21 protein-coding genes and 2 pseudogenes are annotated in these 26,208 nt (G+C 38.6%); 4 read left to right on the top strand and 19 right to left on the bottom strand.

Going from position 1 to position 26,208, the window contains the following annotated elements; all coding sequences use genetic code 11:
- Positions 1-117: 117 nt before the first annotated feature.
- From IGI84_RS02700 to IGI84_RS02665, 8 genes are all read right to left on the bottom strand, one after another.
- Entirely contained in the window at positions 118-699 is a 582-nt protein-coding gene (locus IGI84_RS02700) for a GNAT family N-acetyltransferase (RefSeq protein WP_430600699.1), read from the bottom strand.
- A 166-nt stretch (positions 700-865) separates the two neighbouring features.
- Complete coding sequence (locus tag IGI84_RS02695; protein ID WP_081118989.1) at positions 866-1,342, bottom strand: SAM-dependent methyltransferase; 477 nt, start codon at positions 1,340-1,342, stop codon at positions 866-868.
- Positions 1,343-1,428: 86 nt separating this feature from the next.
- A complete protein-coding gene (locus tag IGI84_RS02690; protein WP_252708162.1) occupies positions 1,429-2,247 on the bottom strand; it encodes a MerR family transcriptional regulator in 819 nt (272 codons plus the stop codon).
- A gap of 178 nt (positions 2,248-2,425) precedes the next feature.
- On the bottom strand, positions 2,426-3,325 hold the full coding sequence (locus IGI84_RS02685) for a haloacid dehalogenase-like hydrolase (protein ID WP_252708163.1): 900 nt from the start codon (positions 3,323-3,325) through the stop codon (positions 2,426-2,428).
- 1 nt (position 3,326) lies between these two features.
- The gene (gene celB, locus IGI84_RS02680; protein ID WP_077453683.1) at positions 3,327-4,607 is read right to left on the bottom strand and encodes a PTS cellobiose transporter subunit IIC; all 1,281 of its coding nucleotides are present in this window, start codon (positions 4,605-4,607) and stop codon (positions 3,327-3,329) included.
- Between the two features lie 707 nt (positions 4,608-5,314).
- Positions 5,315-6,058, bottom strand: a complete 744-nt coding sequence (locus tag IGI84_RS02675; protein ID WP_074934368.1) for a hypothetical protein — start codon at positions 6,056-6,058, stop codon at positions 5,315-5,317.
- 481 nt (positions 6,059-6,539) lie between these two features.
- Positions 6,540-6,875, bottom strand: coding sequence for a nucleotide pyrophosphohydrolase (locus IGI84_RS02670; protein WP_005227477.1), 336 nt, complete (start codon positions 6,873-6,875; stop codon positions 6,540-6,542).
- On the bottom strand, positions 6,838-8,532 hold the full coding sequence (locus tag IGI84_RS02665) for a DUF2075 domain-containing protein (protein ID WP_430600697.1): 1,695 nt from the start codon (positions 8,530-8,532) through the stop codon (positions 6,838-6,840). The genes IGI84_RS02670 and IGI84_RS02665 overlap by 38 nt, the downstream gene beginning before the upstream one ends.
- A gap of 893 nt (positions 8,533-9,425) precedes the next feature.
- On the opposite strand from IGI84_RS02665, the gene IGI84_RS02660 reads away from it, so the two are divergent.
- On the top strand, positions 9,426-9,734 hold the full coding sequence (locus IGI84_RS02660; protein ID WP_008377858.1) for a hypothetical protein: 309 nt from the start codon (positions 9,426-9,428) through the stop codon (positions 9,732-9,734).
- 270 nt (positions 9,735-10,004) lie between these two features.
- Here the strand turns inward: IGI84_RS02660 and IGI84_RS02655 are convergent, their stop codons facing one another.
- Both IGI84_RS02655 and IGI84_RS02650 read right to left on the bottom strand, forming a co-directional pair.
- Positions 10,005-11,291, bottom strand: a complete 1,287-nt coding sequence (locus tag IGI84_RS02655) for a hypothetical protein (RefSeq protein ID WP_430600696.1) — start codon at positions 11,289-11,291, stop codon at positions 10,005-10,007.
- A 13-nt stretch (positions 11,292-11,304) separates the two neighbouring features.
- Positions 11,305-11,820, bottom strand: a complete 516-nt coding sequence (locus IGI84_RS02650; protein ID WP_008377855.1) for a hypothetical protein — start codon at positions 11,818-11,820, stop codon at positions 11,305-11,307.
- Between the two features lie 390 nt (positions 11,821-12,210).
- On the opposite strand from IGI84_RS02650, the gene IGI84_RS02645 reads away from it, so the two are divergent.
- Entirely contained in the window at positions 12,211-13,281 is a 1,071-nt protein-coding gene (locus IGI84_RS02645) for an MATE family efflux transporter (RefSeq protein WP_430600695.1), read from the top strand.
- A 320-nt stretch (positions 13,282-13,601) separates the two neighbouring features.
- Positions 13,602-14,895: pseudogene (locus IGI84_RS02640) on the top strand (ISL3 family transposase).
- Between the two features lie 318 nt (positions 14,896-15,213).
- Here the strand turns inward: IGI84_RS02640 and IGI84_RS02635 are convergent.
- The 4 genes from IGI84_RS02635 to IGI84_RS02620 form a co-directional block, all read right to left on the bottom strand.
- The gene (locus tag IGI84_RS02635) at positions 15,214-17,766 is read right to left on the bottom strand and encodes a DEAD/DEAH box helicase family protein (RefSeq protein ID WP_008376024.1); all 2,553 of its coding nucleotides are present in this window, start codon (positions 17,764-17,766) and stop codon (positions 15,214-15,216) included.
- Positions 17,767-17,783: 17 nt separating this feature from the next.
- Complete coding sequence (locus tag IGI84_RS02630) at positions 17,784-18,302, bottom strand: hypothetical protein (protein WP_430600694.1); 519 nt, start codon at positions 18,300-18,302, stop codon at positions 17,784-17,786.
- A 14-nt stretch (positions 18,303-18,316) separates the two neighbouring features.
- Positions 18,317-19,273 carry a hypothetical protein gene (locus tag IGI84_RS02625; RefSeq protein ID WP_430600693.1) on the bottom strand — a complete coding sequence of 319 codons (957 nt, stop codon included), beginning with the start codon at positions 19,271-19,273 and terminating at the stop codon, positions 18,317-18,319.
- A 416-nt stretch (positions 19,274-19,689) separates the two neighbouring features.
- Complete coding sequence (locus IGI84_RS02620) at positions 19,690-20,358, bottom strand: DUF4767 domain-containing protein (protein WP_008376027.1); 669 nt, start codon at positions 20,356-20,358, stop codon at positions 19,690-19,692.
- Between the two features lie 156 nt (positions 20,359-20,514).
- Here IGI84_RS02620 and IGI84_RS02615 point away from each other — a divergent pair.
- Positions 20,515-20,790: pseudogene (locus tag IGI84_RS02615) on the top strand (tyrosine-type recombinase/integrase); the annotation flags it as partial.
- A gap of 83 nt (positions 20,791-20,873) precedes the next feature.
- Here IGI84_RS02615 and sufB read toward each other — a convergent pair.
- Genes sufB through sufC form a run of 5 tightly spaced genes read right to left on the bottom strand, consistent with a single transcriptional unit; the run spans position 20,874 to position 26,099 of the window.
- A complete protein-coding gene (gene sufB, locus IGI84_RS02610) occupies positions 20,874-22,265 on the bottom strand; it encodes a Fe-S cluster assembly protein SufB (RefSeq protein ID WP_005232103.1) in 1,392 nt (463 codons plus the stop codon).
- A gap of 29 nt (positions 22,266-22,294) precedes the next feature.
- Entirely contained in the window at positions 22,295-22,789 is a 495-nt protein-coding gene (sufU, locus tag IGI84_RS02605) for a Fe-S cluster assembly sulfur transfer protein SufU (protein WP_005232105.1), read from the bottom strand.
- On the bottom strand, positions 22,767-24,011 hold the full coding sequence (locus IGI84_RS02600; RefSeq protein ID WP_368256538.1) for a cysteine desulfurase: 1,245 nt from the start codon (positions 24,009-24,011) through the stop codon (positions 22,767-22,769). The genes sufU and IGI84_RS02600 overlap by 23 nt, the downstream gene beginning before the upstream one ends.
- Positions 24,008-25,312 (bottom strand): Fe-S cluster assembly protein SufD, encoded by a 1,305-nt coding sequence (gene sufD / locus IGI84_RS02595; protein ID WP_016619703.1) that lies wholly within the window; start codon positions 25,310-25,312, stop codon positions 24,008-24,010. The genes IGI84_RS02600 and sufD overlap by 4 nt, the downstream gene beginning before the upstream one ends.
- A 13-nt stretch (positions 25,313-25,325) precedes the next feature.
- Entirely contained in the window at positions 25,326-26,099 is a 774-nt protein-coding gene (sufC, locus tag IGI84_RS02590; RefSeq protein ID WP_201705721.1) for a Fe-S cluster assembly ATPase SufC, read from the bottom strand.
- Positions 26,100-26,208: the final 109 nt, after the last annotated feature.

Genomic DNA, 26,208 nt, shown 5'->3' with positions numbered 1-26,208 from the left:
TTTGAATGACCTTAAATTGCTAAAAGGTAAAAAACAGTCCATTTCTCCTTGCTTGCAAAGTGAAATGGACTGTTTTCATGAAATAACCTTTAACCGTTTGAAGCCGACTGTTATAGATCAGCTCAATGCAGTTGACGGAAACGTTTTGATCAATGTCACCGTTTCTTCTGCCCCATAATCCCCTTCGGCATATAAAGTAAGATACTCTTCCAACAAATAGTCAGCAAGGTCTTGGGAAGATTGCGTAAAACCAGCCTTTTCGTAAGATTTGACTGCAGCAATATTTTTTCTCGATGGTCGCATCATCAATTTTTGAATGCCGAATGTTTCATGTAAATGATCACCGAGGGTGACGATCGCATCGGTGCCAAATCCTTTGCCGCAATGAGCTTCCCGGTTCAACCAGATATCCAGTTCTGCTATGCCGTCTTTTAGATGAAACGAGGAGTAGCTAATAAAGCCAATCGGTTCACCTGCATGTAGAATCAAAAAGCCTCTGCCATTTTGCGGTTGGGCGCCAGTAAAGTAATACTCTTGATAGTCCTCAAAAAACTCTGCTTCGGTGGCGATCGGTGCATTAGGATAAGAAGGTGGTCCGGAATGATATTTTGTGGTTTCAGAGTGAAAACACCATTGATAGACCGCTTCTTTATCTTTGATTTCCGCAGGGGTTAAAGTGACTTTGTTGCCTGTTAGCATGTGGTATACTCCTTTCGTTCTTCCTAATGTTTCCCCCAATTATAGCGGAGGATGTCCCTTAAAAACAAACCGCGTTTTTTCTTTACTTGAATCGAACATCGACATTGCTTAAATTTTCATTGTTGCGCCAACAATCTTCCAATTGATTCCTCTATTTTTTCATCCTCTAAAAATTAAATTCATTTTCCCAATTAAAATCAGCAGATTCTTCTAAACTGTTCGGCCAATGATGGCACCAGGAAGGAACTCTGGGCACTTCTACTCGATCTAAACTTGGTGTGTACGGTTTGATATCTATTAGTGGCGTTTGGTCGTTTGCATCAATATAAGGAATAGAAAGAATTCCTTTCTCAACATCGACTGATAATACTTGAACAACACTTAATGCAATTGGATTTGGTCGAATGGGTGATCTCGTAGCAAATATCCCCATTTTTTCAGGCGCATGTTTATAGGGTTGCTCAGCATCCAAAATCATTCGATACTTTGCATCCGCAAAATCACTGAACCACCATACTAATTGAAGGTGACTAAATCCTTCAATCCCTGCTAAAGCTGGAATATATTCTTTCTTAAGCTTGAGCAAGCATCCTTCCTCATTGTTTTGAATGATCCCAATCGGTTGTAGTTTATATTCTGTCATTTTCTTTCCTCCATTTCCTCTTGGTGCTCTCAGAATAGTGCCTGACACAGTGTGAGAGTCAAGAAAAAACAGAAAAAATCTGCTACTCAACGTTTTATGAGCGGTATTTGTATTTCAGTCAAATAATTACGTTCTTCCTGCTCATTCCAAGGACCGCGATGCACGATTTGCCTGTCTGGTCCGTCCATTTGGTAATAAGGATGTTCTTGTAGCCACTCAGCCAAGGACAAATAGACGTTGGCTATGTTGGAGAATGCACCGTACACCATCGTGCACGCCATCATTGGCACTGCCTCCGTTTCGTAGATGGAAAATACTTTGGAATCTACTTGCAGGCCTGCTTTCACTTGCACACACAATTCAACATCGACATTTTTTTCTTTAAACTCTTGGTCGTGATAAATCGAAAATGATTGTCCGAAATTCTTTATTTTCTGATTTTCCATAAAAGTGGCTAGTTCTCTCCACAGTTCCTCTTCAGAAAAATAATTTGGTATGACTTTGCGAAGGGAGAGCACATGATAACTCGGGACTGCTTTCATTGTAACCTGATAATGGCGCTCTGTTCGTTTCTTCGTCAATTCTAATTTAGCCACTTCTAGTTTGATTAGTTTTTGTTTTTCCGCCTCAATAGTCGACTTAATCTCATCTCGTTTTCTTTCTAATTGTTCTGCAAGGAAGTCCTGCTCTTGGTTTTTCAGTAACACCGCAATTTCTGCTACACTAAAGCCGCTATCACGCAAATAGAGTATTTTATTGAGTTCAGGCAATTGAGCAGCCGAATACAGTCGATAACCAGTAAACGTATCAATCCTATCGGGCTTTAATAGGCCCATCTCATCATAGTAACGTAACATTCTGATACTCACTTGAGAGAGCTTTGAAAATTCACCTATCTTAAACATATGCACCTCCGATAGATTTATTATAAAAACACTTTAACCACACTTCAATGCTACTTACTATAAAAAACCGAAACAAAGAGTTCACTCTCTGTTTCGGTCTTGCTTCATTATTCAATATTCAACGAAAAATTCTTCTAACAATTCTTGCCTTTCATAGGCATATGCCGATTTGTTCCACCTATCGGTTCACTGAGACGGCCATTCGGTGATAGGTATGGCGCTTACCTCTGATGGCGATGGATAGTTGCAAGATGTTCTCGGGATCAGCGGTTCCAGAAAAACCAGCATCTCCGATATGGTGAAGGTCGCAGCCGGCACGTTTGCTAGTCAATGCCAAGGCACGGATCGTGCCTGTATCTGCACCTTCCTGTGTAGTGCCAATGGTGCCCATGACCAACTTCCCTTTTTGGTGGATAAAGGCCACTAGATCACTCATGTGTTGTTCACTCAGACCAGGAATCGTGCCCGCAATGGGTACAAGAATAACATCGGCCCCAGCTTGAATGAACGCAGAGGCAATTTCTTCATCTAACACGGGTTCATTGACACCAGCTCCGTGCATTTTTCCAGCAATAATGATCCCAGAGAAAACGGCTCTTGCTTGTTTGATTGCCGCTGTGATCTCTTTATTTGAAACGCCAGTGGAAGGATTTCCTGTCAGACAGATAAAATCAAATCCAAGTGCTTCTGCACGAGCCATGTTTTTCTTTGTTGCCAAACGCCCCGTAGCGATAGTTGTCAACTGTTCCATCTGCTCCGCACAATCGTCGACAGGCTCAAGATTGACCCCAACAGGCCGCCCCGTTAAGCACTGCAAAAAGCGAATGGGGTCATCCGTTGTCGGTAATCCTTTGATAGCCCCGTTTTCGCAATCAAATAGGTTCAGCAAAATCAAATCCGCCCCAAATGCAGCGACGAATTCAGCATTGGTGATTCCTCTAGACATCGGATCGATCTGGACGTCATTTTCTGCTACGATCGTCCGCCCCGCACTTCCTCGGATACTTTCCAATAGCTGGTCTTTATCAAATGATTTAAAATCAGCTGCCGTGCAATTCAATAATCGTTTTGTCTTCATTTTACGCCCCACTTTCTGAACCGAGTTCACTGGCTAATGTTCGATTATCCAGCATTTTGAAGAATGGATAATAGATGGCGATAGAAACCGTCAGATTCACCAGTTGTAAGATTGCCCCCGAAATATGTCCGCCTGTGGCTAAATAACCGCCGATGATTGGCGGCATCGACCAGGGCACCAAAACGACGGCAGGTCGGACGATCCCCATGGCAACTGTCGTATAAGAAATAATATAGCAAACGACCGGCGTCAGAATATATGGGAACAAAATCAATGGATTCATGACAACGGGCAACCCAAACATGATGGGTTCATTGACATTGAAAACCGTTGATGGAAATCCGAGTTTCCCCAACTCTTTTAAATACTTGCTTTTACTTCTGACTAAGAGCAAGATCGCCAAGCCCAAAATCACGCCACTCCCGCCAATCCAGACAAAGGTATTCATAAAGGTATAATTGATGATATGCGGAATCGTTTCGCCGTTTTGAAAAGCGATTCGATTTTCATCGATCATTTGAATCCATGTCGGCTGCAGGACGCTCAAGACCAAGTCCCAACCGTGGATACCCACTGACCAAAACAATGACGTAAACATAATGGCAAACAGACCGCCTATAAAGCCTCCGCCAATGATCGATAAAGGTTGTCCCACAAGACTGTACAGCAGATCATGAACATTCGTGTTGCCGAATGATTCCACTAATAAACGAATCACCCAGAAAAGCGAGAGGCAAAAGAATGAGGGGATCAATGCAATAAAGGAGCGACTGACCGCCGGGGGAACGTTTTCTGGCATGCGAATCACGATATTCTTTTGTACGAATAATCGGAAGATCTCCGCCGTGATCAGGCTGGTGATGATTGCTACGATCAGCCCGCGGCTACCAAGATAAGACATTTGAATGCCGCCATCTTCAATCGGAGTGACTAAAAGAAAAACCGATGCTGCCAATACACCGGCAGATAAACCGCTGACGCGGTAAGTGGTTGCTAAACTATACGCAATAGCAAAGGAATTGAACAGCGCCATCACACCAAAGGTCACTTGTACGACAAAGTCTAATTTGCTGCGCCATTCCCCGCCAAAAATACTAGTAACAAATAGGTTAAAGCCTTCCCATGGAACGTTGGATAAAATAACAAAAATGGAACCGATAATGATCAAAGGCATCGTGGTGACAAGTCCATCACGGATAGCAACTAGATGCTTTTCACCGCCAATTTTCATTCCCCATGGCAGCATTTTTTCTTCCATAAATTTCTTTAACGAATCCTTCATAAGCTTCCTCCTTAACCTTAAAAGATCGCTGAAAGAGTGCGTTCAGGTATCTTTTCGAAGTGTGAATAGAAACCAAGGCTTGCCACCTTCAAGAACCTAGGATTGAAGTGCTGATCGCCAAAACGCTATTGCTATGAACACAGTAAGAACGCAAGGCATTGGATTTCTCAACTATGACTGCCTATTTTCCATGCAACTGTTCTCAACTAATTTTCACATCTTTTATTTGCCGCAAACGATCCTGCGCATGAACCGTTTCAAACGACAAAAAAAGGCATTGGACAAAATTGTCCAATGCCTTTGGCATAGCAAAATAAGCGTCCAGCATCCCACGGTTTTTGCCCAAAAACCTGCCTAAATCTACTAGAAATCGACAAGGAAATCGGGTACAATAAACACGTTGATGCCTTTGGCGATCAACTATGGCAACTTGATTGGTCAACTGTCTATAGTGAGTGACTGATCAGGGCCTCGTAAGTCTGCGCCAACAGAATTACGGGGTGCCTATTTTTTGGTTTCTATTCGCTTACATTCTATAGAATGTTTTTCAGAAAAGCAAGCGAACATGACAATAAAATTGCAAATAATGATCATAAAATATAAAAAATTTCACAATTCGTTGTATTTATATAGAAAATAGTAATTACTTTGCGTATTTATCAAAAAAGGAGGACCGAATCATCCATGATTCAGTCCTCCTTTTCGCGCTAGACAAATACAAACAAAATTCCAGAGCAGATCGTGCCTACCAATAGCCCACGAATACTGCCTTCTCCTTCATTAGGTAACTCAAATTTGATGATATTCACCAGCAAAGCGCCGGTGATCAAGGCTTCAATGATGACCACCAAATAGTAGGGCAATGATACAAAGAGGGAGAACGCCGCTCCCGCGAAAATACTGAAGGAAAGCACAAAGCGGCCATATTTGTTATAAAGGGCACCATGATGGTGATAGAGCAACCAATCGTTCATGAGAAAGTGCAAACCAAAAGCGATAAAGTAGGTCAAAATGTAGAAACGCTCTGATAGCGTATTGGCAATCACGATATAGCCGATCATAATATTATAAATCACATGAAAAGCGATATCCGACCAAAAAAAGGCGTTTTTGGCACTGGTGATGTCTTTCTTTTCTAACACCATAAACGTCCGCTCATCGATTTTGTAGATCACGTAACTGAAGACTAAGCCAAACAAAACGATGCCATAGACCCCATGACTATAAAAAATCCCCGAATCCCAGCCAAATTCATCGATCAACACCGTTTGAAAATACGCCAAATGGGGCAATAGATGAACGATCGCATAGGAGATCCCTACACCAGCGGCAAAGGAGCTCATGTATTGCACGTTTAGTTTTCTGGATGAGATAACATTTGATGATAGATGGATGAAGATAAACCCTAAAGTGATCATGCAATTCACAAAATTGTTTGTTAAATACGTCATTGTTTTCTCCTTCTTACATTCCGTTTACAGCATCGTTTAATCGCAATTTTCAATAACAAAGTCTTTTTAATTAGTTATTTTTGGTTATTTTCATGAAATATTCTTGTTTACTATACAGTAAGTGGGCTCGGGGAGCAATAGGTTTTTTAGGTTTTTGGGGGAGAAGTATTTTTGATAGAAAACGCCCTTCATTGTTGCCGATTTTTTACCGATGATCTTGCTTTCATTTTCGGATAGGATAATCTTGTTTTTGCTCTAGCAGATACTAGGTCTAACTTCATTTTTTATCAAAAATTGCGCTTATTTGAAGTTAACTTCAAATTTCCGAAAAATTGTAACCAATTTGAAGTTATCTTCAACTTTCTCAATTATGACAGATTTTTGGCGTTCGTAACCAATCGAGATGAATTCAGAAAGCCGTTGCTGCTCCTATTCCATCAAAAAAAGAAGCAAGAACTTGCAGCGTCCTTGCTTCTTTTTGTCACAATTCATTATACTTCTTTTTCGAATCTTTACTTTCTTTCACCGGATACTTCATGTTGTTTTTTTCCAGCTTTTCTTTGATGATCTCATCAATATCAAGACCCAAATTGTCTGCCAGCATATAGGAATAAATCAGAACATCGGCAATTTCTTCTTTTAGATGTTCGAAATCTTGAGTGGCTTCTTCAGGTGTTTTCCACTGAAAAATCTCCAACAATTCGGCGGCTTCGATGGAGATAGAAATAGCTAAATCTTTTTCATTATGGAATTGTCGCCAATTGCGATCATCTCGGAATTTATTGATCCGTTCCATTGAAGAGGGGTGATTTTGCATGGTTGGACTGGCTCCTTTCGTTTTGTAGGGTTATGAGTTTTTGGCGGAGATTGGGATTGATTGCATAGATGTAAAGCCCTTTGATTGCTCGCTTCATTAATACATTCAATGAATTAAGGATGATCGTTTCTTTGGCTTTCTTCGTCAATTCTTGGTTCATATCGTCACGTCCCGTAAACGCCCCTTTGTCCTCATATTTATCGATATCGATGACAAGCTGGTCGGTCTCTGGATCGTAATCAACGGAAGGACCAATGACGACTCCTACATTGTTTAAATCAAAGCCTTGGACGGTGTAGATTGAACCGACTTCACTGATTGTATCTGGTCGCTCCGCCCATGTTCGCTTCGTATCGGTCGTATTCCATGGCAGGTTGATCCCGCCAGGATCTACAAGATATGAAGCTCCGTCTTTCTTATGAACATAATCGAATGTTGAGATGATCCGTGACAGACCTTCCTTTTTATCGAGAGAAAAGATTTTATTCTTCAACGCATCATGGGTTTCCATAATCTGAAGCTCAAAAGATGCTGTTGATTCTGGAATCGGTGTTACACGTTTTTCTACGATATCATCGATCCATTGAATTATTTGTGGACTACTTTTCATTCTTAATTGATCTTTTAGCTTAAAGCGAGAAGCATTGTACCTTTTCTGAAACTGATCCAGTTTGTCCTGATCCCAGTAACTTTTGATTTTCAATACTTGCTTCGGATCAAAAATGCAAATCGTGATTTTTGCTCGCTTGATAATCTCTTCTAGTTGGTTTTCATAGTGAAAACTGTTATAACTGTCTTTCTTCGTTAAAAGCAAATGGGCTTCATCCACAATAACGATGTCTGGATGCAACTTCTGATTATCTGTTTTATTAATAAAAGAAGTTGGCTTTAACATATGATTCTTTTTTAAATTTGGCAAACTTTCTGCCATTGTATGATAGGTTTTTAACATCTCTGAATGGTTGACCAGCAAATAGTTATCGGTGCCTCTTAATACAGACTCTGACTTTGTATAGTCTTGAAGGGTGTTATAGAGAGATCCCAATAGGACGCTCTTTCCCGTTCCAGCTTCTCCTTCAATCATTAAGACTTTTTGTGTTTCATCCTGCTGAATCGCTTGTTTACAGTACTTAATAATTTCAAGTTTTATATCTAACTGTTCTGGCGTCAATTCTTTAAAAGGGGATAATTTATATACATCTTTGTTGCGAATCGTATCGATTGAGTGCTTCGCCAATTGCCGCCTTTGCAATTCTTTCCATAACTCTTGGAAGACCACTTCATCATAATACTCTTTTTCATAATACTGATGCATCTGCACCTGTCTTGTTTGACTGACGTTTTGTAACTGAAACTGCTCATCCCCAATGAAGTGATTGATCAAATTGGTCTCGATATTGTAGGTCGCTGATTGATTGAATTTTTCATGACCAATCAGCAAGACTTCTTTAATTTCTCTGCGCTTAGAGTTATTCAAGTGCTGCTTCAATCGTTTGTTCACTTGAACCGTTTGACCAATGTACGCAACAGGTCTTTTCTTTTCATTTCGGTTGTAGAGTATGTAAACGACTGGGTACTGATCGATATATGCCGTCGTTATGCTAGATAGCTCACCTTTCTTGAAATGATGATCTTCTATGATTAGTTGGTTGGTCATATTTTAGAGTCTCCGTTTAGTGTCTATTCCATTAAGGTTATTTATTTTAGTATATCATTGCATATTTTGCTCTTAAAGCATTAAAGACAAAATTGGTAATTTTTTGTTTTAGCAAAATAACCATTATCTAAAAAAATCGCTATTGATTAATCTACTAATTTCGCCCAACGTGCATACTTTGCTAATGATTTAATAGACTAACTTATTATCCTGAAACTCTTTTCAAACGAATCCTCTCTAAGACGTTCTAAAATAAATAACTGAAAATCCCCTTTGATAATTCATCAAATATCCTCTGTTTAGGATATTTATAAATTGTTTAGTAAATCAAAAGAATTTATTTTGCAATCTGAAAATAAATAAATATTTTATAATTTTAATTTGACCAAATCATTCAATATGCGATAATCATTTACGAAAGGATGATTTGATGAACTATACAGTTACCAACCTAAGACATCTGCGGATCGCTCAAATTTCTTTGTTAACATACTATATTTATTTAGCCTTCCATGACAATATTTTCAAAGCTATTCCATTACTTTTTATCAGTGGCTTTTTAGATTCCGTATACCCGCCAGACTACGCAAGCCAGTCATTTTGGTTCCCTTATAAAAAGAAAACAATATTTTTAAAAAGCAACAATTTGTTTCTAGAAAGAGCATTGGAAATCTTAACCATAATTGTTCTTGGTGTTTTTTTATCGCTTGTTTTTTAAATTAAAGGAACAACTTGTGATTGCTGGTTCCCTTTTAGCCAACGACTGAATCCTTTTTCTATCGCTGACTACTATTTTATCCATTTGTCTATTAAAATGGATTTACCAAATGAATAACGAATCCTTGACTGTTGAGATGACGCTAGTATTTAATCGAAAGGAAAGGTGATTTTTTATGAAAAGAATTTGTTTTGTCTTAGTTTTGAGCAATGGATTATCTTACACACCATTAACTCCAGGTGTTCTTTATCAAAGAGACACAAGCCTCAAAGACTATTTTTCACCGTTTTACGACGTTTCAATCAATTATCTGAGAGATAAAGATACTGTTGATTACTTGGTCCTTCCTGAGCCATTTGCTCCTTTTGATAATGAAAATAACCTCCCTATCATAAAAGTTCCTTCAAAATTTTTTCTGACTAAGGACTTTGAAAAAATTAAGGATTACATTGATGACTACTTTAAAGAAAACGATGCTAAGTAATACTAATCTTCGATCGTTTTAAGCTCTTACTGATTGATACCGTTATCAATCAGTTTTTTTCTTCGATTTGCCAACTTCTTTTTGGACGAGAAAACAGTCCGAATATTCTAAAACTATTACTTTACGATAAAATTATTCCAATTATTAATAAGGTAGTATTTTGATGAACGAAAACAAAGGCATCTGTTACATCGTTATTATTCGTTTATTTTTTGCATATAGAAAAACAGACCAAATACTCAAATTTGGTCTGTCTGACGTGGCTATTCATTATTGCTTCGCATATCCGTTACCATGACCCGGACTATAACTCTGTGCTTCTGAATCTGTAATCAACGTGAAGTTCTCTGGAATCTTTACTTGTCCATAGGTCTTGCCACTTTCGACCTTCAAGAACTTATACCCTGCAGGTGCTTGGTACCATTCGCCAACCAATGAAGGAGATGGGGTGGCTTGGTTGGCATTCGCCTGATTTGCTTCCTCATTAGCTTTCGCTTGCTCTGCGGCTTCTGCTTGTTCTTTGGCCTGTTTCTCACGCTCAGCTTTTGCAGCCGCTTCGGCTTCTTTCTTCTTATCAGCGATCCGTTTGTCACTGCTTGTCTTTGCACTGTCATATTGACTATCCAATGCAGCAAAGTCATCTTTTAAGGTACCTGGTGAGTAATCTTTCAACGCCAATGAATCTTCCAGAGTTGTTTTCGCAGTTGTAAGCTCTTTTGTTTCATCCTTCGTAAGATCACCATCATCAAGCAATGATGTTGTTTCTTTAATCAGTGATTTGGCTTTAAATTCATAGTCTTTGAATTCTTTAGCAGTCGCTTCTTGCTTTTGCCTGATGTTTTCAATCAGCTTCGCCGAATCACTCTGTCGTTCTTCAACAGCTGTCTTTTCATCTGCATCTTCGAAAAATGTTTGGTTGACTGCTTTGTTTTGCGTTAAGTCTTTTTTATCGCGCTCTGACAAATAGTCTTTTTTCAGCAATGTATCTGTTGCTTTGTTATCTTCTTTGAGCTTATCAACTAGAGAAATCAGTTCTTTTTGATGCCTCTCGACTGCTTTAGCCAGTGTTGTTACTTCATTTGCTAAAGACCTGACAGGTGTAATCTCACTGGTTCCAAATACCGTTTGATACTTCTCTGTGATTTCATTGATTTGCGTTTGATCATCTTTGGTAATAAACGCTTCATCGCTTTTTTTAGCCAACGCATCTAGTTGTGTTTTGATTTGGCTAAGTTCTGTTTTAACGGCATTGGCTTCTGCAGATGACACATTCTTTTCAACTTTTGCGAGCGTTGCTTCACTTTGCGCAATCAAATCCAATAAACCTTGTCTATTTTCACGATCCTTCACTTGATCAAACGAGGTCAATTCATGTTCTAATGTGCTTTGTTCATCTTCTGAGATAAACACTGATTGAAGCAGTTTATTGATTTTTTGTTCTTGTTTTTCTTGCTGATCATAGACATCTTGGTAGGCATTTGCATTCACAGAGGTTGCAATGATCCCTGTCATTGAAAAAGCCAAAACAATTCCTAATAACTCTTTTCTTAATTTCATTCTTTCTCTCCTATTAGACCAACTCTTTATATTTGTTTATTCCTAATGCCCGAAATGTATCCAAAGTGATTTCCCCATTCTCTTCATCATCGGTCATATCGTTGAGGAACAAATAATACGCACGCAATTCATCCACTTTTCCATGGAAATATGACCGTTCCTTCTTGTCTTGCCATTTTTTTTCTTCTGCTAACCAATCAAAAAGACCACTTGCTTCTTCTTGAGGAAGTTTATTGAGTTGTTGGTCAATAAAAAAGACAAGCGCTTCTTGTTGCAATAATTTTGGATTTGCTTTTCGCAAATATTTTTTTAATTGTGCATATGATTTACTTTCAACACGAGTTTTATTTGCATAAAAAAGAGCAGTGCTCATTCCCACCAAATAAACAAGCAAAGGATTGATTCTTACCACATCTAAAAAAACGATGAGGCTTGCTAGTAGGATCAATCCGATAGATACTACTATGACTTTTTTATAGTATTGCTTTTGTTTCTGATATTTACCCATAATATCTTGGTACTCTTTCATTTTTTTACCACCCTTATTTTATTTATTAACAAGATTATAATAGCCTTTACTTTCAGTCGTAGCAAGGTATATTTTGCGTTTCCACTGTCTTTTTCATAAAACACCTAATCCTTTTTGTCAGGTGATAAAAAATCCGAGATAAACCTTTACAATTTCGCCAATTTGCACATCCTGCGACTTATTCCACATTGACATAAGCTACCATAAACGATAGCATAAAAATGAAACCGTGTGCAAAATTAAATATAAAGTGTGTCCTCGTTGAATATGATCACGTCTATCCTGCATCATAGCGGCAATTGGCTAAAGAATGTTTATTTCGGGCAAGATATTGCTTATCCGTTTATCCTCGCTCTTGTGTTACCCGTGATCCTCGATTAATTTTTTCTTGTGAGTTTTAATTTTGTCAATACAGCGATGATCAGCTCCGCTGGTACAGAAACAGTTAGTGTGGTCAGTATGGTTGGCAGTTTGCATTTCTTCTTGGTCAATACGTTTACTGCTGTCGGATTGGGTGGAACAGTCTTGATGGCACAATATTTCGCCAAAAAAGAGCGCAAACAACATAGCAAAGTGTGCAGTGGCACAGTCTACGGTACCGTCTTTTTGGCCTGTTCAGTCAGTATTTTGATTGCTGTTTTTCAGAAAGGTATCTTGCAGTTGTTATTCGGACAAGCAGAGTCGCTGGTTTTGGGCCATGCCAAGATTTATTTGTTGGGTCTATTGGCCTCATACCGATTGCAAGCAATATTAGAAGGAACCAATGGCAGTTTGAGATGGATTGGCCACACGAAGGCCTCATTTAAAATTGTCTTTGCTAATGAACTTTGTCTACATTGTCTTCAATATTCTCTTTTTGCATGTATTAGGCATGGGGATGATTGGGTTGCTCTTTGCTGTCTACACATTGGGCATCAATCGCGGGCTCTTTATATTAAAGAAAGAAGACTTATGCATATTCGCATGAAAGTCATCAGCAAAGTGTTAAAGATCAGTATTCCCTTTGCTGCTGACTCTTTGTTTTTTTATGGCGGAAAAATCATTATCCAAACAATGATCGTCAGTTTTGGAACCAATGTGATTGCTACCAACGCGATTGCGTCTTCAGGGATTCAGATTTTAGAAATCATTCCTAGCGCCTTGGCCACATCACTTGTGCCAATCGTGGGCCAAAGTATTGGACGGGGCAATATTGCAGACGCCAAGAAGTTTACGAAGGCCTTTGTTTTGACTGGTATGGTGGCGTTTCTTGTGATTAACTTAAGTCTGCTGCCCTTCTTTTCATATGGGATGCGCCTGTTCAATCCGCCGGCAGTTATTGTTCCAGCGATTTATCGGCTTTATTTGATTGCCATCGTGATGCACTTTCTAACTTGGAGCATTGTCTTCATTTTGCCTGCTGCATTGCGCGCTGCTGGCGATACCAACTTTACGACCATCGCTTCGCTGCTTTCGATTTAAATTTTCCGGATTGGTATGGGGTACTTGGCTCGTATCGTTTTGTTTTATGGATTGACAGGGATTTATGTCGTGATGACCATCGAATGGGGCGTTCGGGGCCTGATTTTCTTGCTGCGATTTTGAGGGAAGAAATGGTATCAGCATACGTTGACATAAGTGGTAATTGTTTTCACATGAAAAAAGGGCTCTATAATTTATGGGACTGATGAATCAGAATTGATTCTTCAGCCCCATTTTCATTTTAGATATTAAAAAACATATCGTTCTCTAGTATGATTAAATCACCACAAAATAAACAAACTGAGAGGACGATATGCTATATGAATGATTCTATCAAAAAATGCTGAGAATAATAGAGAAAGATTTGATGATTACAGAGGTCTCTTACGAGACCCTTCAGAAGAAAAAGACGTTGGTCGTCGATGCTGTTCTCTCGCCTACTCCTCGAGCTTGTAGAAGTTGTGGTTCTACTGTGGTAGATGGAAACGGGAAAGCAATTATAGTGAAAAATGGGAAGAAGGAAACGATTGTCCGTTTTGAACAATGCAATCATATGCCTTTGGTTATGCGCCTAAAAAAGCAGCGCTATACCTGTAAAAACTGCCGCACCCATTGGACTGCTCAAAGTTATTTTGTCCAACCCAGACATTCAATCGCAAATCATGTTAGATATAAAATTGCTTCTTTACTGACTGAAAAAGTATCTTTATCTTTTATTGCGAAAAGCTGTCAGGTATCTTTGACCACCGTTATTCGTACATTGAAAGAGTTTAAAAGCTATTTGCCAAAGCAATCTAAGAAGATTCTCCCCAGAGTATTGATGGTTGATGAATTTCGCTCGCATGCTTCCATAGAAGATAAAATGAGCTTTATTTGCGCAGATGGCGAAACAGGAAAATTAATAGATGTTTTGCCTATGCGTAAATTACCTCGATTAACAAGCTATTTCTTAGGTTGTACCAATCCAGAAGAAGTAGAATTCTTGGTGACAGACATGAACGCCGCCTACTTCCAGCTCACCAAACGTGTTCTGCCAAATGCGAAAGTAGTGATTGATCGTTTTCATATTGTCAAACACATGAATCAAGCGTTCAATGAGTTGCGTATCCGTGAAATGAATGAACTTCGTAAAGCAGGACAGAAAAGCCAGGCAGAAAAACTGAAAAAGAACTGGCGCTTTTTGCTAAAAAATCGTGCAAACATCAACCATTATGAATACAAAACATGGAAAAGTTTCCGAGCACCAAAATACCCATTTCTTACTGAAGCAATGATGATTGATCGATTGCTTGAGTTTTCTACGCCCCTAAAGGAGGCGTATCCCATTTTTCATGAATTAGTTGAAGCCTTTCGAGACAAAGACCCTGACTTATTTTTCTCCTTATTGGCAGAACTTCCAGAAACGTTAGATGGTGGCTTTAGGGAGAAGCTTCAAAACCTTCTGACCTATGAAGAAGGCATTACCAACGCAATGATCTAACCTTATTCCAATGGAAAATAGAAGCGAAGAATACCCACATAAAGACAATGAAACGAGTATCCTACGGATTTAAATCATTCGAGAACATGAGAATTAGAATCTTTTTGATCAATCAAATAATCAATGTAAGATAACAAAAAATCTGAGCCAGAATGAGGTTCATTCTGACCCAGATTTGATTTTGCACAACTCATCAGTCCTTATTGACAAAGAGCCCAAATAGGCATTTCTAGCTTATGCAATTCAATTACCCCACAGAACCTTCCATATTGGAATAGACTTCTCAACCAGTGTCAATCATTGTCAAACCAAACAATTACAATGATTCATAGTAGTTCAATGAATCAATAATTATCATTAATTGTCAAATTAAGATGGTCAAAATCTGGTCGATTTAAATATGTTATTGGGAGCATAAATAGATAGTTAGTTAAAAAAACTGATTATCTATTTTATTTTTGATAGGGTCTTGCTTCCTCAAAGTACTCTTGTTTCAAATCAATAATATTTAAGTTATGAATAGTCAATAATTCACTTATCTTAGAAGAGGCAATATCCTCAAAGTTTTCATTTTGAAACTCTTTCAAAAAATTCATAACATTATTCAATAATTTTTTAAATTTATTTTTTCTAATAATTTTTACATCTTCATTAAATCCTCCAGCTGCATCGTAATACTTAGTACCAACAATCATAAAATTAGTATGGTTACTATTACCATATTTTCTATTAAACCAAGCAATAGAGTTATTCATTTGACCACTTTCACTTTTATTAATATGTTTTCTTGATAGTAGAACTTTATTCTTACACTCAATAATAAAATAATCATTAGGAGCTACAGCCCACAAATTATCAGGTCCTTGTTTATAATCTTTTTCAGGTCTCTGAGTTTCAAAACCTAATAATTCACCTAGTAAATTTATACCTTGTTCAAACCTTTCAGAATCATCACCAAACTGCAATTTGCTTTGCAATTCCTTCATTACTAATAGCAACTCATCTTTACACCCTATTTCACATAATTTATCCTTAATATTTTCCGAACGTTGTGAAAAACTCTGTCCAGTTATCTGTTCGACTTTTATAGAATCAGTATAAGCTAATAATGCATTGTTTTTTTGATAAGCTACATTCTGAATTTTTATTGATTCTGAATGAGAATTTTTATATTGATATTTTGCTTTTACTTGTAAGTAGTAACCTCTTTCCAATTCATCATGACAGTAACTATCAATATATTCTTGTACTAACATTAAAGCTTTCTCAACATTTCCTTTAGAATATTCTTCCATAAATTTTCTTTCTTTAGTTAATCTATCCATATTGGAAATATCTACAATTTCTGTTGGAGTTTCATTCATTTGAGCTTCATAAAATTTTTTCCAACCAACATCTCTATCTAACAACTGATTGAGTAAATTGAATAATACATTTATAGGATATTTTACTTTGCCGTTTTCCAAATCCTCTTTACCAAATTGACTTATTAATTCTCCAATACGTATTTGTTGCTTTGTATATCGAGAAAAATATTCTCTATTTTTCTTACTACCCATAAAAGATATTAAATCGTTACCTATAAATACAATAGCTGAGTAATCTTTCTCCCCTCTAACACTTCTACCAATTCCTTGCTCAATTTTTTGAATTTTTCTCATTGACATTAAAGTTGAATCTGGTAACACATCAGAGATATATTTATCTTCTAATGATTCAAATTTTGGGAGTGAATCTATTATTAAAATCCTACATAAATCATCTGGTAAATCAATACCATCATATCGATTAGCAAAAACAATTGATAATGGTTTACTCTCTTGAGATAAATATTGTATACCCGCAGATAAGTTATTGCTATCCAAAATTCTAGAACCATACGCTTCCCAATCTTTAGTTCTAAGAAATGAAGGAGTTAATACAACTTTTCCAACTTTTTTGTTTTTTTCAGTAGGTTTTCCGAAATATTCTACGATTTTACTTCTATCAAGTTGATCTGATATGTTGCTCGGAGTAATCATCATCTTTTCTCCAGACCAATCCTCTAAATCTAGGGTTAATGGGTTTTTAACTACTTGTTGTTCAAGCCCTAACTCTTTAATCAAAATAGAATCTTCACTTATAGTAGCGGACATATATATTTTATGATCTGCATTACTATAAGTTGTAAATTTTTCAATTGGTAATATATATGGAACTATTTCAATACTTGAAGAAGATATATAACAATCCGCATCTACCAAACTGTCTTTTAAAATAGGCCAAGTATATTTTATTTCATTGTAGTCTTTGTTTTGAGACAAAATATTGGTAACTTGTTCTATACTATCCTTCCAAGCCCAATAAGGAACATATATATAGGAATCATCGTTATCACTATCATTTTTTATATCCTCAAATGTTCCTAACCCTTGTTTTTTCATTGGTTCTTCAAAAAGGGACAGAAATTTATTATATACAAGTTCTGATTTATTTTTTGTTATTAAAAATTTCATAGACTGTCTAATATTATCAATCACTGCATGTGAATCATCTATTACAATAGCCCCACAATCTGTGCTGAATCTATCATCTTCAAATTTTGAGTACCCATGAAACATATATTGGGATGTAATGACTAATATAGATTCAGCATTGATATATTCCATAGGAAGTTGCCTATCAGTTCCAATCGTGCATGTTTTAATGCCAAATTGCTTAGCTTGTGCAACTGTCTGCTCGACTAAAAAATTGTTTGGACACATATATAAAACTGGTTTATTTAAACTATTCATCTTAGATAATAATATTAATAAACCGATTATTGTTTTCCCCTTACCAGTATTTAGCTTTAAAATAGTGTTTTCATCGTTACTTCTTTCAGAGTACCACTTATTAAGAATTTCAATTTGTTCTGGTCTTAAGGGTCCTTTTTCAGTTGACCTATCTAAAGTATCATAAATTTTTTCAGGATCTGTTTCTAAAATTATTTTCCCTATCCCCATTTTTTCATTAAAATCTACCATTTAAACATCTCCTATTCTCATCTTGAAACAGCATGATAAATGTCATTTAACATAGTAACAACTAAATTAAATAAACCGAATAATCCTAACAATAAAACATTTAAATAAATCTGTATTAATCCTTTAGCAACAACTTCAGAAACATCTAACTTAATAAATGGAACAATTAAAGATAAAGTTCCAGTGATTAAAAAAATTAAGGAAGTAAATACAAATGGCGCTAAAAAATCTAATAGTGGTTTCCCCTGATTTTTCCCCTCCTCATCTAAATAATCTGCAAACTTTTTTAGTTCATCTACTTTAAAAACATTTTTTTCTGCAGTAAAAAGAGCTAAAGTAAATGTGAGTCCCGTTGTCGAAGCACTAAAATACTTATCTATATAGAAACTAGAAAAATCTACATAATTAAACACAAAAGTTCCTAAACTCAAAAATATAACAATTAGTACCCAAATTAATAATAAATAATTCGGCAATAGACTTCCACGAGCTATCCACACTAATTTAATCGGGTTATTATAAAAGTTTTTTTTCATTATCCAAACCTCTCTCAAACATCGGATTCTTTATTTTTTAAGATTCGAATTTTAGTAACAAAATCTTTTCCTTTTGCTTTAAATTGTTTTAAGTACCCCTTTTTTGCTTCTCCTTCTAACATTTCCTTTATGGGATCTTTTTTTAAAGGCTGTCCATCCGTGCCTATTAATTTTGAATGAATTTCTTTAGCCTGAGATTCCTGTAATATACTGTGTCTCTCTAAAGGAGGATTTCCATTAGGATAAACTAAAGTATAGCTAATTTCAGTATATTCACCTTCTAATTGGATACTCTCATATATAGGATTTATATTGACTTTTCCTATACGAGGCGTGATATCTTTTGATGTATTAATTAATTCTTCCAGTGCATCTATATAATTATTTGCCAACTCAATATCATCTGTTTCAACAAGTATATGCTCGGTCTGGGAATTGTAATAAGAAATTAAATCCAGCGGTTTGAGAGAGTTCTTTCCTCTGTCTGTTGACAAAAATTCTTTTATCTTAAAAAACTTTCTTATATGGGTTATCCCCGTGCCAACTTGATTATCACTTTCTATAGAATATATTTCATCTACCCTTTCGTCCGAAATAGTATCAAATGCTTTTCTTATACCTGTATACCTATGCTCTATATCTCTTCTTAAATCCATACATTCTTCATTTAACTTCAAAAATTTTTTTAGGTATAACACTTCTTCTTTTTCTCTATAATGATGTAATACTTCGTTATATTCATCAAGTAATTTAAAAGTCAGTTTCTCTAATTTTTCAAACAATTTAGTGAAATCTTGTGAAGATTGACTCTCCACTCTTATTTCAAAAAAATGACCAGACTGTGTTATTTCGGAGATGTTTTCTAAAACATTAGGAATTTCTTGAAGAATCAAGTAATCTAACTCATTTTTGTTTTCATACATACTTAAAACATCTGGTTGTAAATTCAGCTTGAATACGCAATATCCCATACACTAACTCCCCAATCAATAAAATACACTTTTTTTCTATTATATCAATATTTGTATACATTTATCCACATTTTCACAATACTTCAATTTAATATGTAATATTTGTAGGTCTGTTTCATCTGCAATAACTCCCACAACTATGTAGTACTTTTCAAGGATTTTCAGCCAAAAATTATTTTTCATTTCATTTACATATGAAATATGGAAACCCTTGTATATCAATGTTTATAAAGCTTTATTTCATTTCGTTTCATATATCAAAACTAATTAACCTTTTGCAAAAGTCAAAAAAAGAGTACCCCAAGTGAGCACTGTAGCTCATTTAAAGGGTACCCTTAGTACGGTCACAAAACAACGGGGTGGGGTTCTCTGTCCTATTCAGTTCCTTGTATGATTCTACCGAAAATATGATTAGCTTAAGTTGGTTGTCCATCAATCAGAGTAAGAGTGTACTCCGTTTCCAGCGGCTCTTTTAAGCTTACTGTTATCCCTTCTCCTACCTTCTGCTGAACAGATAGGCTAATTGCTTTCAGATGTTCAATTGCTTCTGATATAGCTTGCTGATCATTTGGAATAGACTCATCAACATCATAAGTAATCCTTGTACCATTGCCATCATTTTCAGTCGTTAGATAGCCTTTATAAGGTAATTGACCATAGTTGCTGATGAAGTAGCTGAGTTGTTCATCTTTGGTAAAATTTGATTTAGCATCATCAAGAGTTACACTACTATTCACAATATTATTAAAACCATCTCTAAGCTCTTTATTCTCTGTTTCTTTAAAGTATAAATAATTATTCGGATTCCCTTGATTCTGGCTAGTTATTAACACTTTGGGTGCTCCTGAATTAATGGTAAAGAAATAAACATGCTTCGATAAATGATCTTGTGCCTCTGCATCCGAATAAACAGCTACTAAAGAATAACCTGATTCTTCTTCACCACTTTCTGACCAGTTTAAAACTATTGGCGTATTACCAATAGCCGCCTGCCACTTATTGTTATTCAGAACCGAGTCAGAGAGTTGTAAACCGTATAAATCAACATTATTAATCGGACTGTATTGTTTATACGTCTGATTCATGGTTTGCCCCCCAAGTATTCATAAAGTCATTAAGCTTTTTATCCTTATCAGTATTCCATAACATTTCATCAACTATCTTATCTTCTGTTGAAGAATTACTGACAGAGCTCTCTTTTACAAAACTAAGACTGCCAGATGTCACTAAGAGCAATTTTTTTTACAACACTTAAAAACTCTCCATACATTCCAAATACAGTGAATGATTGGTTAAGATATATTTTGAAAAAGTATATCTTACCTCACATTACGCCTCATGGACTCAGACATTCCCATCCTAGTTTGTTATTAGAAGCTGGAGACTCTGTCAAGATAGTTCAACAACGATTAGGGCATGAAAATAGTAAAGTGACATTAGACATCTATGCACACATTACAAACAACGCCCCTAAGAAAACTGGTCAAGACTTTGCTGATATGATGGATAATCAGTAAAAAAACTGGTCATTTCTACTATCAAGACAAAACAAAAAAGCTAGAATCCTTATACATCAAGGGTTCTAGCTCATATAATAGGTTTACCCCACAGACCCTTCCATCTCATAACTAATCAACCGGTTCAATTCGACTGCGTATTCCATCGGTAATTCTTTGGTGAATGGTTCGACGAATCCCATGACGATCATTTCGGTTGCTTCGCTTTCGGAGAGACCGCGGCTCATTAGGTAGTACAGTTGTTCTTCTGAGATTTTGGAGACTTTGGCTTCGTGTTCTAGGGACACCTGGCTGTTGTGGATCTCATTGAATGGGATGGTATCGGATTTCGATAGGTCATCCATGATGATAGTGTCACACTCGATATGGGAGATAGAGCCTGCGCTCTTCTTGCCGAAGGTGACTTGTCCACGGTAGTTTACTGCACCGCCGTCTTTAGAAATTGATTTTGAGACGATGGAGCTGGAGGTGTTTGGTGCATTATGGATCATTTTTGCACCAGTATCTTGGATTTGGTTGGCACCTGCAAAGGCAATGGAAAGCATCGTGCCTCGTGCGCCTTTGCCATCAAGATACACACTTGGGTATTTCATGGTTGTTTTGGCACCTAGGTTGCCATCGATCCATTCAACGGTAGCACCTTCTAAGGCTTTGGCCCGTTTGGTTACTAGGTTGTAGACGTTGTCTGACCAGTTTTGAATGGTGGTGTAGCGGCAATAAGCGTCTTTTAGGGTAAAAATTTCAACGATGGCTGCGTGCAAACTATTGCTTGAATAGGTTGGGGCGGTACAGCCTTCAACATAATGGACGCTGGCGCCTTCGTCAACGATGATCAATGTGCGTTCGAACTGACCGGTATTTTCGGCATTGATTCGGAAATAGGTTTGTAATGGCACATCGACACGAACGCCTTTTGGTACATAGATAAAGGTACCACCTGACCAAACGGCTGAGTTTAAAGCAGCAAGCTTGTTATCGGTTGGTGGGACTAATTTTGAAAAGTACTGTTTGAACAGCTCAGGGTATTCCTTCAAGGCTGAATCGGTATCGGTAAAGACGATGCCAAGTTTTTCAAACTCTTCTTTCATGTTGTGGTAAACGACTTCTGATTCGTATTGGGCAGAAGCGCCGGCCAGGTATGCCCGCTCGGCTTCTGGAATACCAATGCGCTCAAAGGTCTCTTTAATTTTTTCTGGTACGTCATCCCAATCACGGGCAGGACGATCACTTGGTTTTTGGTAATATTTGATGGCATCAAAATCGATGTCAGACAGGTCTGGGCCCCAGTTTTGCATGGGCATCTTGTTGAAGGCTTCAAGAGACTTCAAGCGGAACTCAAGCATCCATTCTGGCTCTTGCTTGACCCGTGAGATTTCACGGACGATGTCTTCGGTCAATCCTTCGCCGGTACTAAAAACAGGCTGCACGTCATCGTGGAAGCCAAATTTATATTCTTCTAATTCGGGTACACCCATGGTTCTCACTCCTTTTGTAGTGCGGTTGTCTATTCGCTGGTTTCTTCAGTGTCAGATTCATTGGCGTGGCTGTGACTGACAGATGCTTGTGTACTGTCGGCAGCAATGGCTTTTTCTAATGCTTTCCAAGCTAAGGTCGCACACTTGATGCGTGCAGGAAACTTCGCCACACCCCCAAGCATGGAAGCATCGCCTAAGCGATCGCTTTGGGGAATGTCGTTTCCTTGGACGAGCTCAGAAAACAAGCCTGAAAGTTCACCAGCTTCGGCTAGTGTCTTACCGATAATCGCATCCCCCATCATGGATGCACTGGCGGTACTGATGGAACAGCCTTCGCCAGTAAAGGCGATGTCTTTGATGGTGTCTCCTTCGACAGCGAGCTCCAAGTGGATCACGTCGCCGCAGGTAGGATTATTCAATTCGACTTTGTACGTTGAATCATCCAAGGTGCCCCGATGATGTGGGTGGCTAGAATGATCCAGAATGACTTGTCGATACAAATTATCTAATTTCGTTAGTGCCATGTTGGAAAAACTCCTTCGTCAGCTTGATGGCGTCAACCAGTCGATCGGCGTCCTCTCTTGTATTATACAGGTAAAAGCTGGCCCGTGCAGTCGCTGGGACTTGCAAATAGGTCAAGAGGGGTTGGGCACAATGATGACCTGCCCGTACCGCGATGCCTTCCATGTCTAAAGCAGTAGCAACATCATGAGGATGGATACCAGCTAGATTAAAGGCGATCACTCCCGTGCGTTTTGCTGCTTCTTGGGGGCCATAGATGGTCAAGCCTTCAATGGCTTGCAGTTTTGGCAAAACGTAAGCAGCTAAGTCTGCTTCATGGGCGTGGATGTTTTCTAAGCCGATTTCTGTTAAGTAATCGACCGCTGCACCTAAGCCGATCGCGCCGGCAATATTTGGTGTGCCCGCTTCAAATTTCCACGGCAGTTCTTTCCACGTGCTTTCTTGCAGATGGACAAAATCGATCATTTCACCGCCAAATTCGACGGGCTCCATTTGATCCAGCCATTGCCGTTTGCCGTATAAGACACCGATGCCAGTTGGTCCGCACATTTTATGGCCAGAAAAGGCATAGAAATCACAATCCAGTGCTTGGACATCAACTGCCATATGTGGAACAGCCTGAGCACCATCCACCACCATGACGGCTTGGTGCTGATGCGCCAATTTGGTTAGCTCTGCAATCGGATTGATCACGCCTAAAACATTGGAAACGTGAGCGATCGAAACGATGGCGGTTTTGTCTGTGATCTGTTTCTTGGCATCTTCCATGTCCAAAGTGCCTTCTGGTGTCAACTGGATATATTTCAAGGTAGCTTTTTTTCGGGCTGCTAATTGTTGCCAAGGAATGATATTGGAATGATGTTCCATATAGGAAATCACGATCTCATCGCCTTCATTGACAAAACGGTCGCCGTAGCTGCGGGAGACCCAATTTAAACCAGTGGTCGTTCCTCGAGTAAACAGCACTTCCGCCGTTTCATTCGCATGGATAAAGCAGCGCACTTTTTCCCGTGCGCCTTCATAGGAATGGGTCGCCCGTTCTGCGAGTGTATGGACCCCACGATGAACGTTGGCATTGTCTTGATGGTAATAATCGGTGATCGCCTGCAGCACCGCCTCTGGTTTTTGCGTAGTGGCGGCATTGTCGAGGTAGATCAATAGTTCGTCATTTACGAGCTGATCCAAGATGGGAAACGCTTGTTTCACTTTTTGGGCATCGATCATGCGAGCAACTTCCCTTCGATAACGGCAACCAATTCTTGTTGCACTTCTTTGACTGGGATCGCGGTCAAGACGGAGCCTAAGAAACCACGAATTACCAAACGTTCCGCTTCTTCTTTGCGCAACCCACGACTCATCAAGTAGTACATTTCTTCTGGATCGACCCGTCCCACACTGGCTGCGTGTCCGGCTGTTACTTCGTGCTCATCGATCAAAAGGATTGGGTTAGCATCGCCACGAGCCTGGTCAGAAAGCATTAAGACTCGGCTTTCTTGTTGCGCGTCCGCTCCTTTGGCTCCTTTTAAAATGTGTCCGATACCGTTAAAGGTTAAGACGCCGCGTTCTCTGATAACGCCGTGTTGCAGGATATGACCAATAGAATGCGGTGCTTTATTGGTGACGCGAGTGTCTATTCCTTGTGTTTGACGCCCAGCACTGATTGCGACCGCTTTGACTTCCGAATGCGCGCCTTCACCTACAAGATCAGAATCAAAGTCTGCCACGACGTCGCCGTCATTCATGACTCCAATTGCCCAATCTACCATCGCATCTCGTAATACGTAGCCGCGACGATTCATGTACGTAGTGATGTTGACTCCTAACTGATCAATCGCAGAGAATTTGACCTTCGCGCCTGCTTTGGCAATTACTTCCACTACGATATTGCCTGACAGTTTTTTCGCTTGGTCGCCTTTGGTTTGGAAACGTTCCAAGTAGCTGAACTCACTGTGTTCATCGGCAACGATCAAAATGTGTTTGAAGAAATGCGCTTGGCTATTGCCATTGTGATAGAAAATCGCTTCAAGGGGTTCTTCGATCACCACGTTTTTTGGTACATACAAGAACATGCCGCTATTCATAAACGCCGCATGTGCTGCGGTCATTTTGTCTTCGTCCATTGGCACTGCTTTGGTCATGTAGTATTGATTGACCAACTCTGGTACTTCTTTCATTGCTGTAAACAAGTCGGTGAAGATCACGCCTTTGTCAATCAGCTCTTGCGGTAATTGCTCAAAGATGGTGGTGTCATCAAACTGAACGAGGGTCGGATGGTTATCCATCGCGTCAAAGGCGGGAACTGCGCCTGCCACTTCTTCTTCTGACAAAGCGTACTCACCAGCAAGTGCTTGTTCGTCAATATTGAACAAAGGCCAACGCTCGTAACGCACCCGCTCGATTTTTGGAAACGCAAGTTCATCCACTTTCGCAAGGGCTGCTTGGCGTAATTCCAACATCCATTCAGGCTCTTCTTTTAACGCTGAAAAAACGTTGACTTGTTCAAGATAATCCTGTAATTTTGCCATTTACCTTGCCTCCTTACGCTTCTTCTTCTTTGTAGTCGATCCCTAACTCTTTACTGATCCCAGCATAGCCTTCTGCTTCTAGGCGTTTGGCTAAATCTGCCGAACCGGTCATCACAACACGGCCTTCCATCATGATATGAACCACGTCTGGTGTGATGTAGTTTAACAGACGTTGGTAATGGGTGATGATCAAAGCGCCAAAGCCTTCGCCGCGCATTTCATTGACGCCTTTTGCTACGACTTTCAAGGCATCAATATCTAGACCAGAGTCGATCTCATCCAAAATCGCAAAGGTTGGCTCTAGCATCAACAATTGTAAGATTTCATTTCGTTTCTTTTCTCCACCAGAGAAGCCTTCATTCAGATAGCGTTCCGCCATTTCTTCTGGCATATTCAATAAATCCATTTTTTTATCTAATTTTTTCAAAAAATCCATGACAGAGATTTTGTCGTCTTCATCACGTTTGGCATTGATCGCTGCCCGCATGAATTCTGCATTGGTGATGCCTGGAATTTCACTTGGGTATTGCATCGCCAAGAACAGACCTAAACGAGCTCGCTCATCCACTTCCATTTCCAAGACGTTTTCGCCGTCGAACAAAATTTCTCCTTCTGTCACTTCATAATTCGGGTTGCCCATGATGGCAGCGGACAAGGTTGATTTCCCTGTACCGTTTGGTCCCATGATGGCATGGATCTCTCCAGTTTTTAACACTAAGTCAACGCCTTTTAAGATCTTTTTATCTTCGATTTGGACGTGTAGATTTTTGATTTCTAAAACTGACATTTCTTTCCCTCCAGTATCTTTTCTTTCTCACTATTTTAGACTAATTGAGAATGAACTTCAAACGCTATTCCCGACTTTTTTAAAATATTTCTAATCTGTACATTGGAAT

Source organism: Enterococcus sp. DIV0008, from assembly GCF_050542615.1.
GTDB classification, from domain to species: domain Bacteria; phylum Bacillota; class Bacilli; order Lactobacillales; family Enterococcaceae; genus Enterococcus_D; species Enterococcus_D innesii.
This window is presented reverse-complemented; position numbering and strand designations above follow the sequence as displayed.

Coding starts and splice junctions, on each gene's coding strand:
- IGI84_RS02655 (WP_430600696.1), bottom strand. CDS start 11,291: ATGAAATTAAGAAAAGAGTTATTAGGAATTGTTTTGGCTTTTTCAATG.
- sufB (WP_005232103.1), bottom strand. CDS start 22,265: ATGGGTGTACCCGAATTAGAAGAATATAAATTTGGCTTCCACGATGAC.
- sufC (WP_201705721.1), bottom strand. CDS start 26,099: ATGTCAGTTTTAGAAATCAAAAATCTACACGTCCAAATCGAAGATAAA.
- IGI84_RS02675 (WP_074934368.1), bottom strand. CDS start 6,058: ATGACGTATTTAACAAACAATTTTGTGAATTGCATGATCACTTTAGGG.
- IGI84_RS02650 (WP_008377855.1), bottom strand. CDS start 11,820: ATGAAAGAGTACCAAGATATTATGGGTAAATATCAGAAACAAAAGCAA.
- IGI84_RS02695 (WP_081118989.1), bottom strand. CDS start 1,342: ATGACAGAATATAAACTACAACCGATTGGGATCATTCAAAACAATGAG.
- IGI84_RS02635 (WP_008376024.1), bottom strand. CDS start 17,766: ATGGTAGATTTTAATGAAAAAATGGGGATAGGGAAAATAATTTTAGAA.
- IGI84_RS02670 (WP_005227477.1), bottom strand. CDS start 6,875: ATGCAAAATCACCCCTCTTCAATGGAACGGATCAATAAATTCCGAGAT.
- IGI84_RS02685 (WP_252708163.1), bottom strand. CDS start 3,325: ATGAAGACAAAACGATTATTGAATTGCACGGCAGCTGATTTTAAATCA.
- IGI84_RS02620 (WP_008376027.1), bottom strand. CDS start 20,358: ATGAATCAGACGTATAAACAATACAGTCCGATTAATAATGTTGATTTA.
- IGI84_RS02630 (WP_430600694.1), bottom strand. CDS start 18,302: ATGAAAAAAAACTTTTATAATAACCCGATTAAATTAGTGTGGATAGCT.
- IGI84_RS02625 (WP_430600693.1), bottom strand. CDS start 19,273: ATGGGATATTGCGTATTCAAGCTGAATTTACAACCAGATGTTTTAAGT.
- sufD (WP_016619703.1), bottom strand. CDS start 25,312: ATGGCAAAATTACAGGATTATCTTGAACAAGTCAACGTTTTTTCAGCG.
- IGI84_RS02600 (WP_368256538.1), bottom strand. CDS start 24,011: ATGATCGATGCCCAAAAAGTGAAACAAGCGTTTCCCATCTTGGATCAG.
- sufU (WP_005232105.1), bottom strand. CDS start 22,789: ATGGCACTAACGAAATTAGATAATTTGTATCGACAAGTCATTCTGGAT.
- IGI84_RS02665 (WP_430600697.1), bottom strand. CDS start 8,532: ATGACCAACCAACTAATCATAGAAGATCATCATTTCAAGAAAGGTGAG.
- IGI84_RS02700 (WP_430600699.1), bottom strand. CDS start 699: ATGCTAACAGGCAACAAAGTCACTTTAACCCCTGCGGAAATCAAAGAT.
- celB (WP_077453683.1), bottom strand. CDS start 4,607: ATGAAGGATTCGTTAAAGAAATTTATGGAAGAAAAAATGCTGCCATGG.
- IGI84_RS02690 (WP_252708162.1), bottom strand. CDS start 2,247: ATGTTTAAGATAGGTGAATTTTCAAAGCTCTCTCAAGTGAGTATCAGA.
- IGI84_RS02660 (WP_008377858.1), top strand. CDS start 9,426: ATGAAAAGAATTTGTTTTGTCTTAGTTTTGAGCAATGGATTATCTTAC.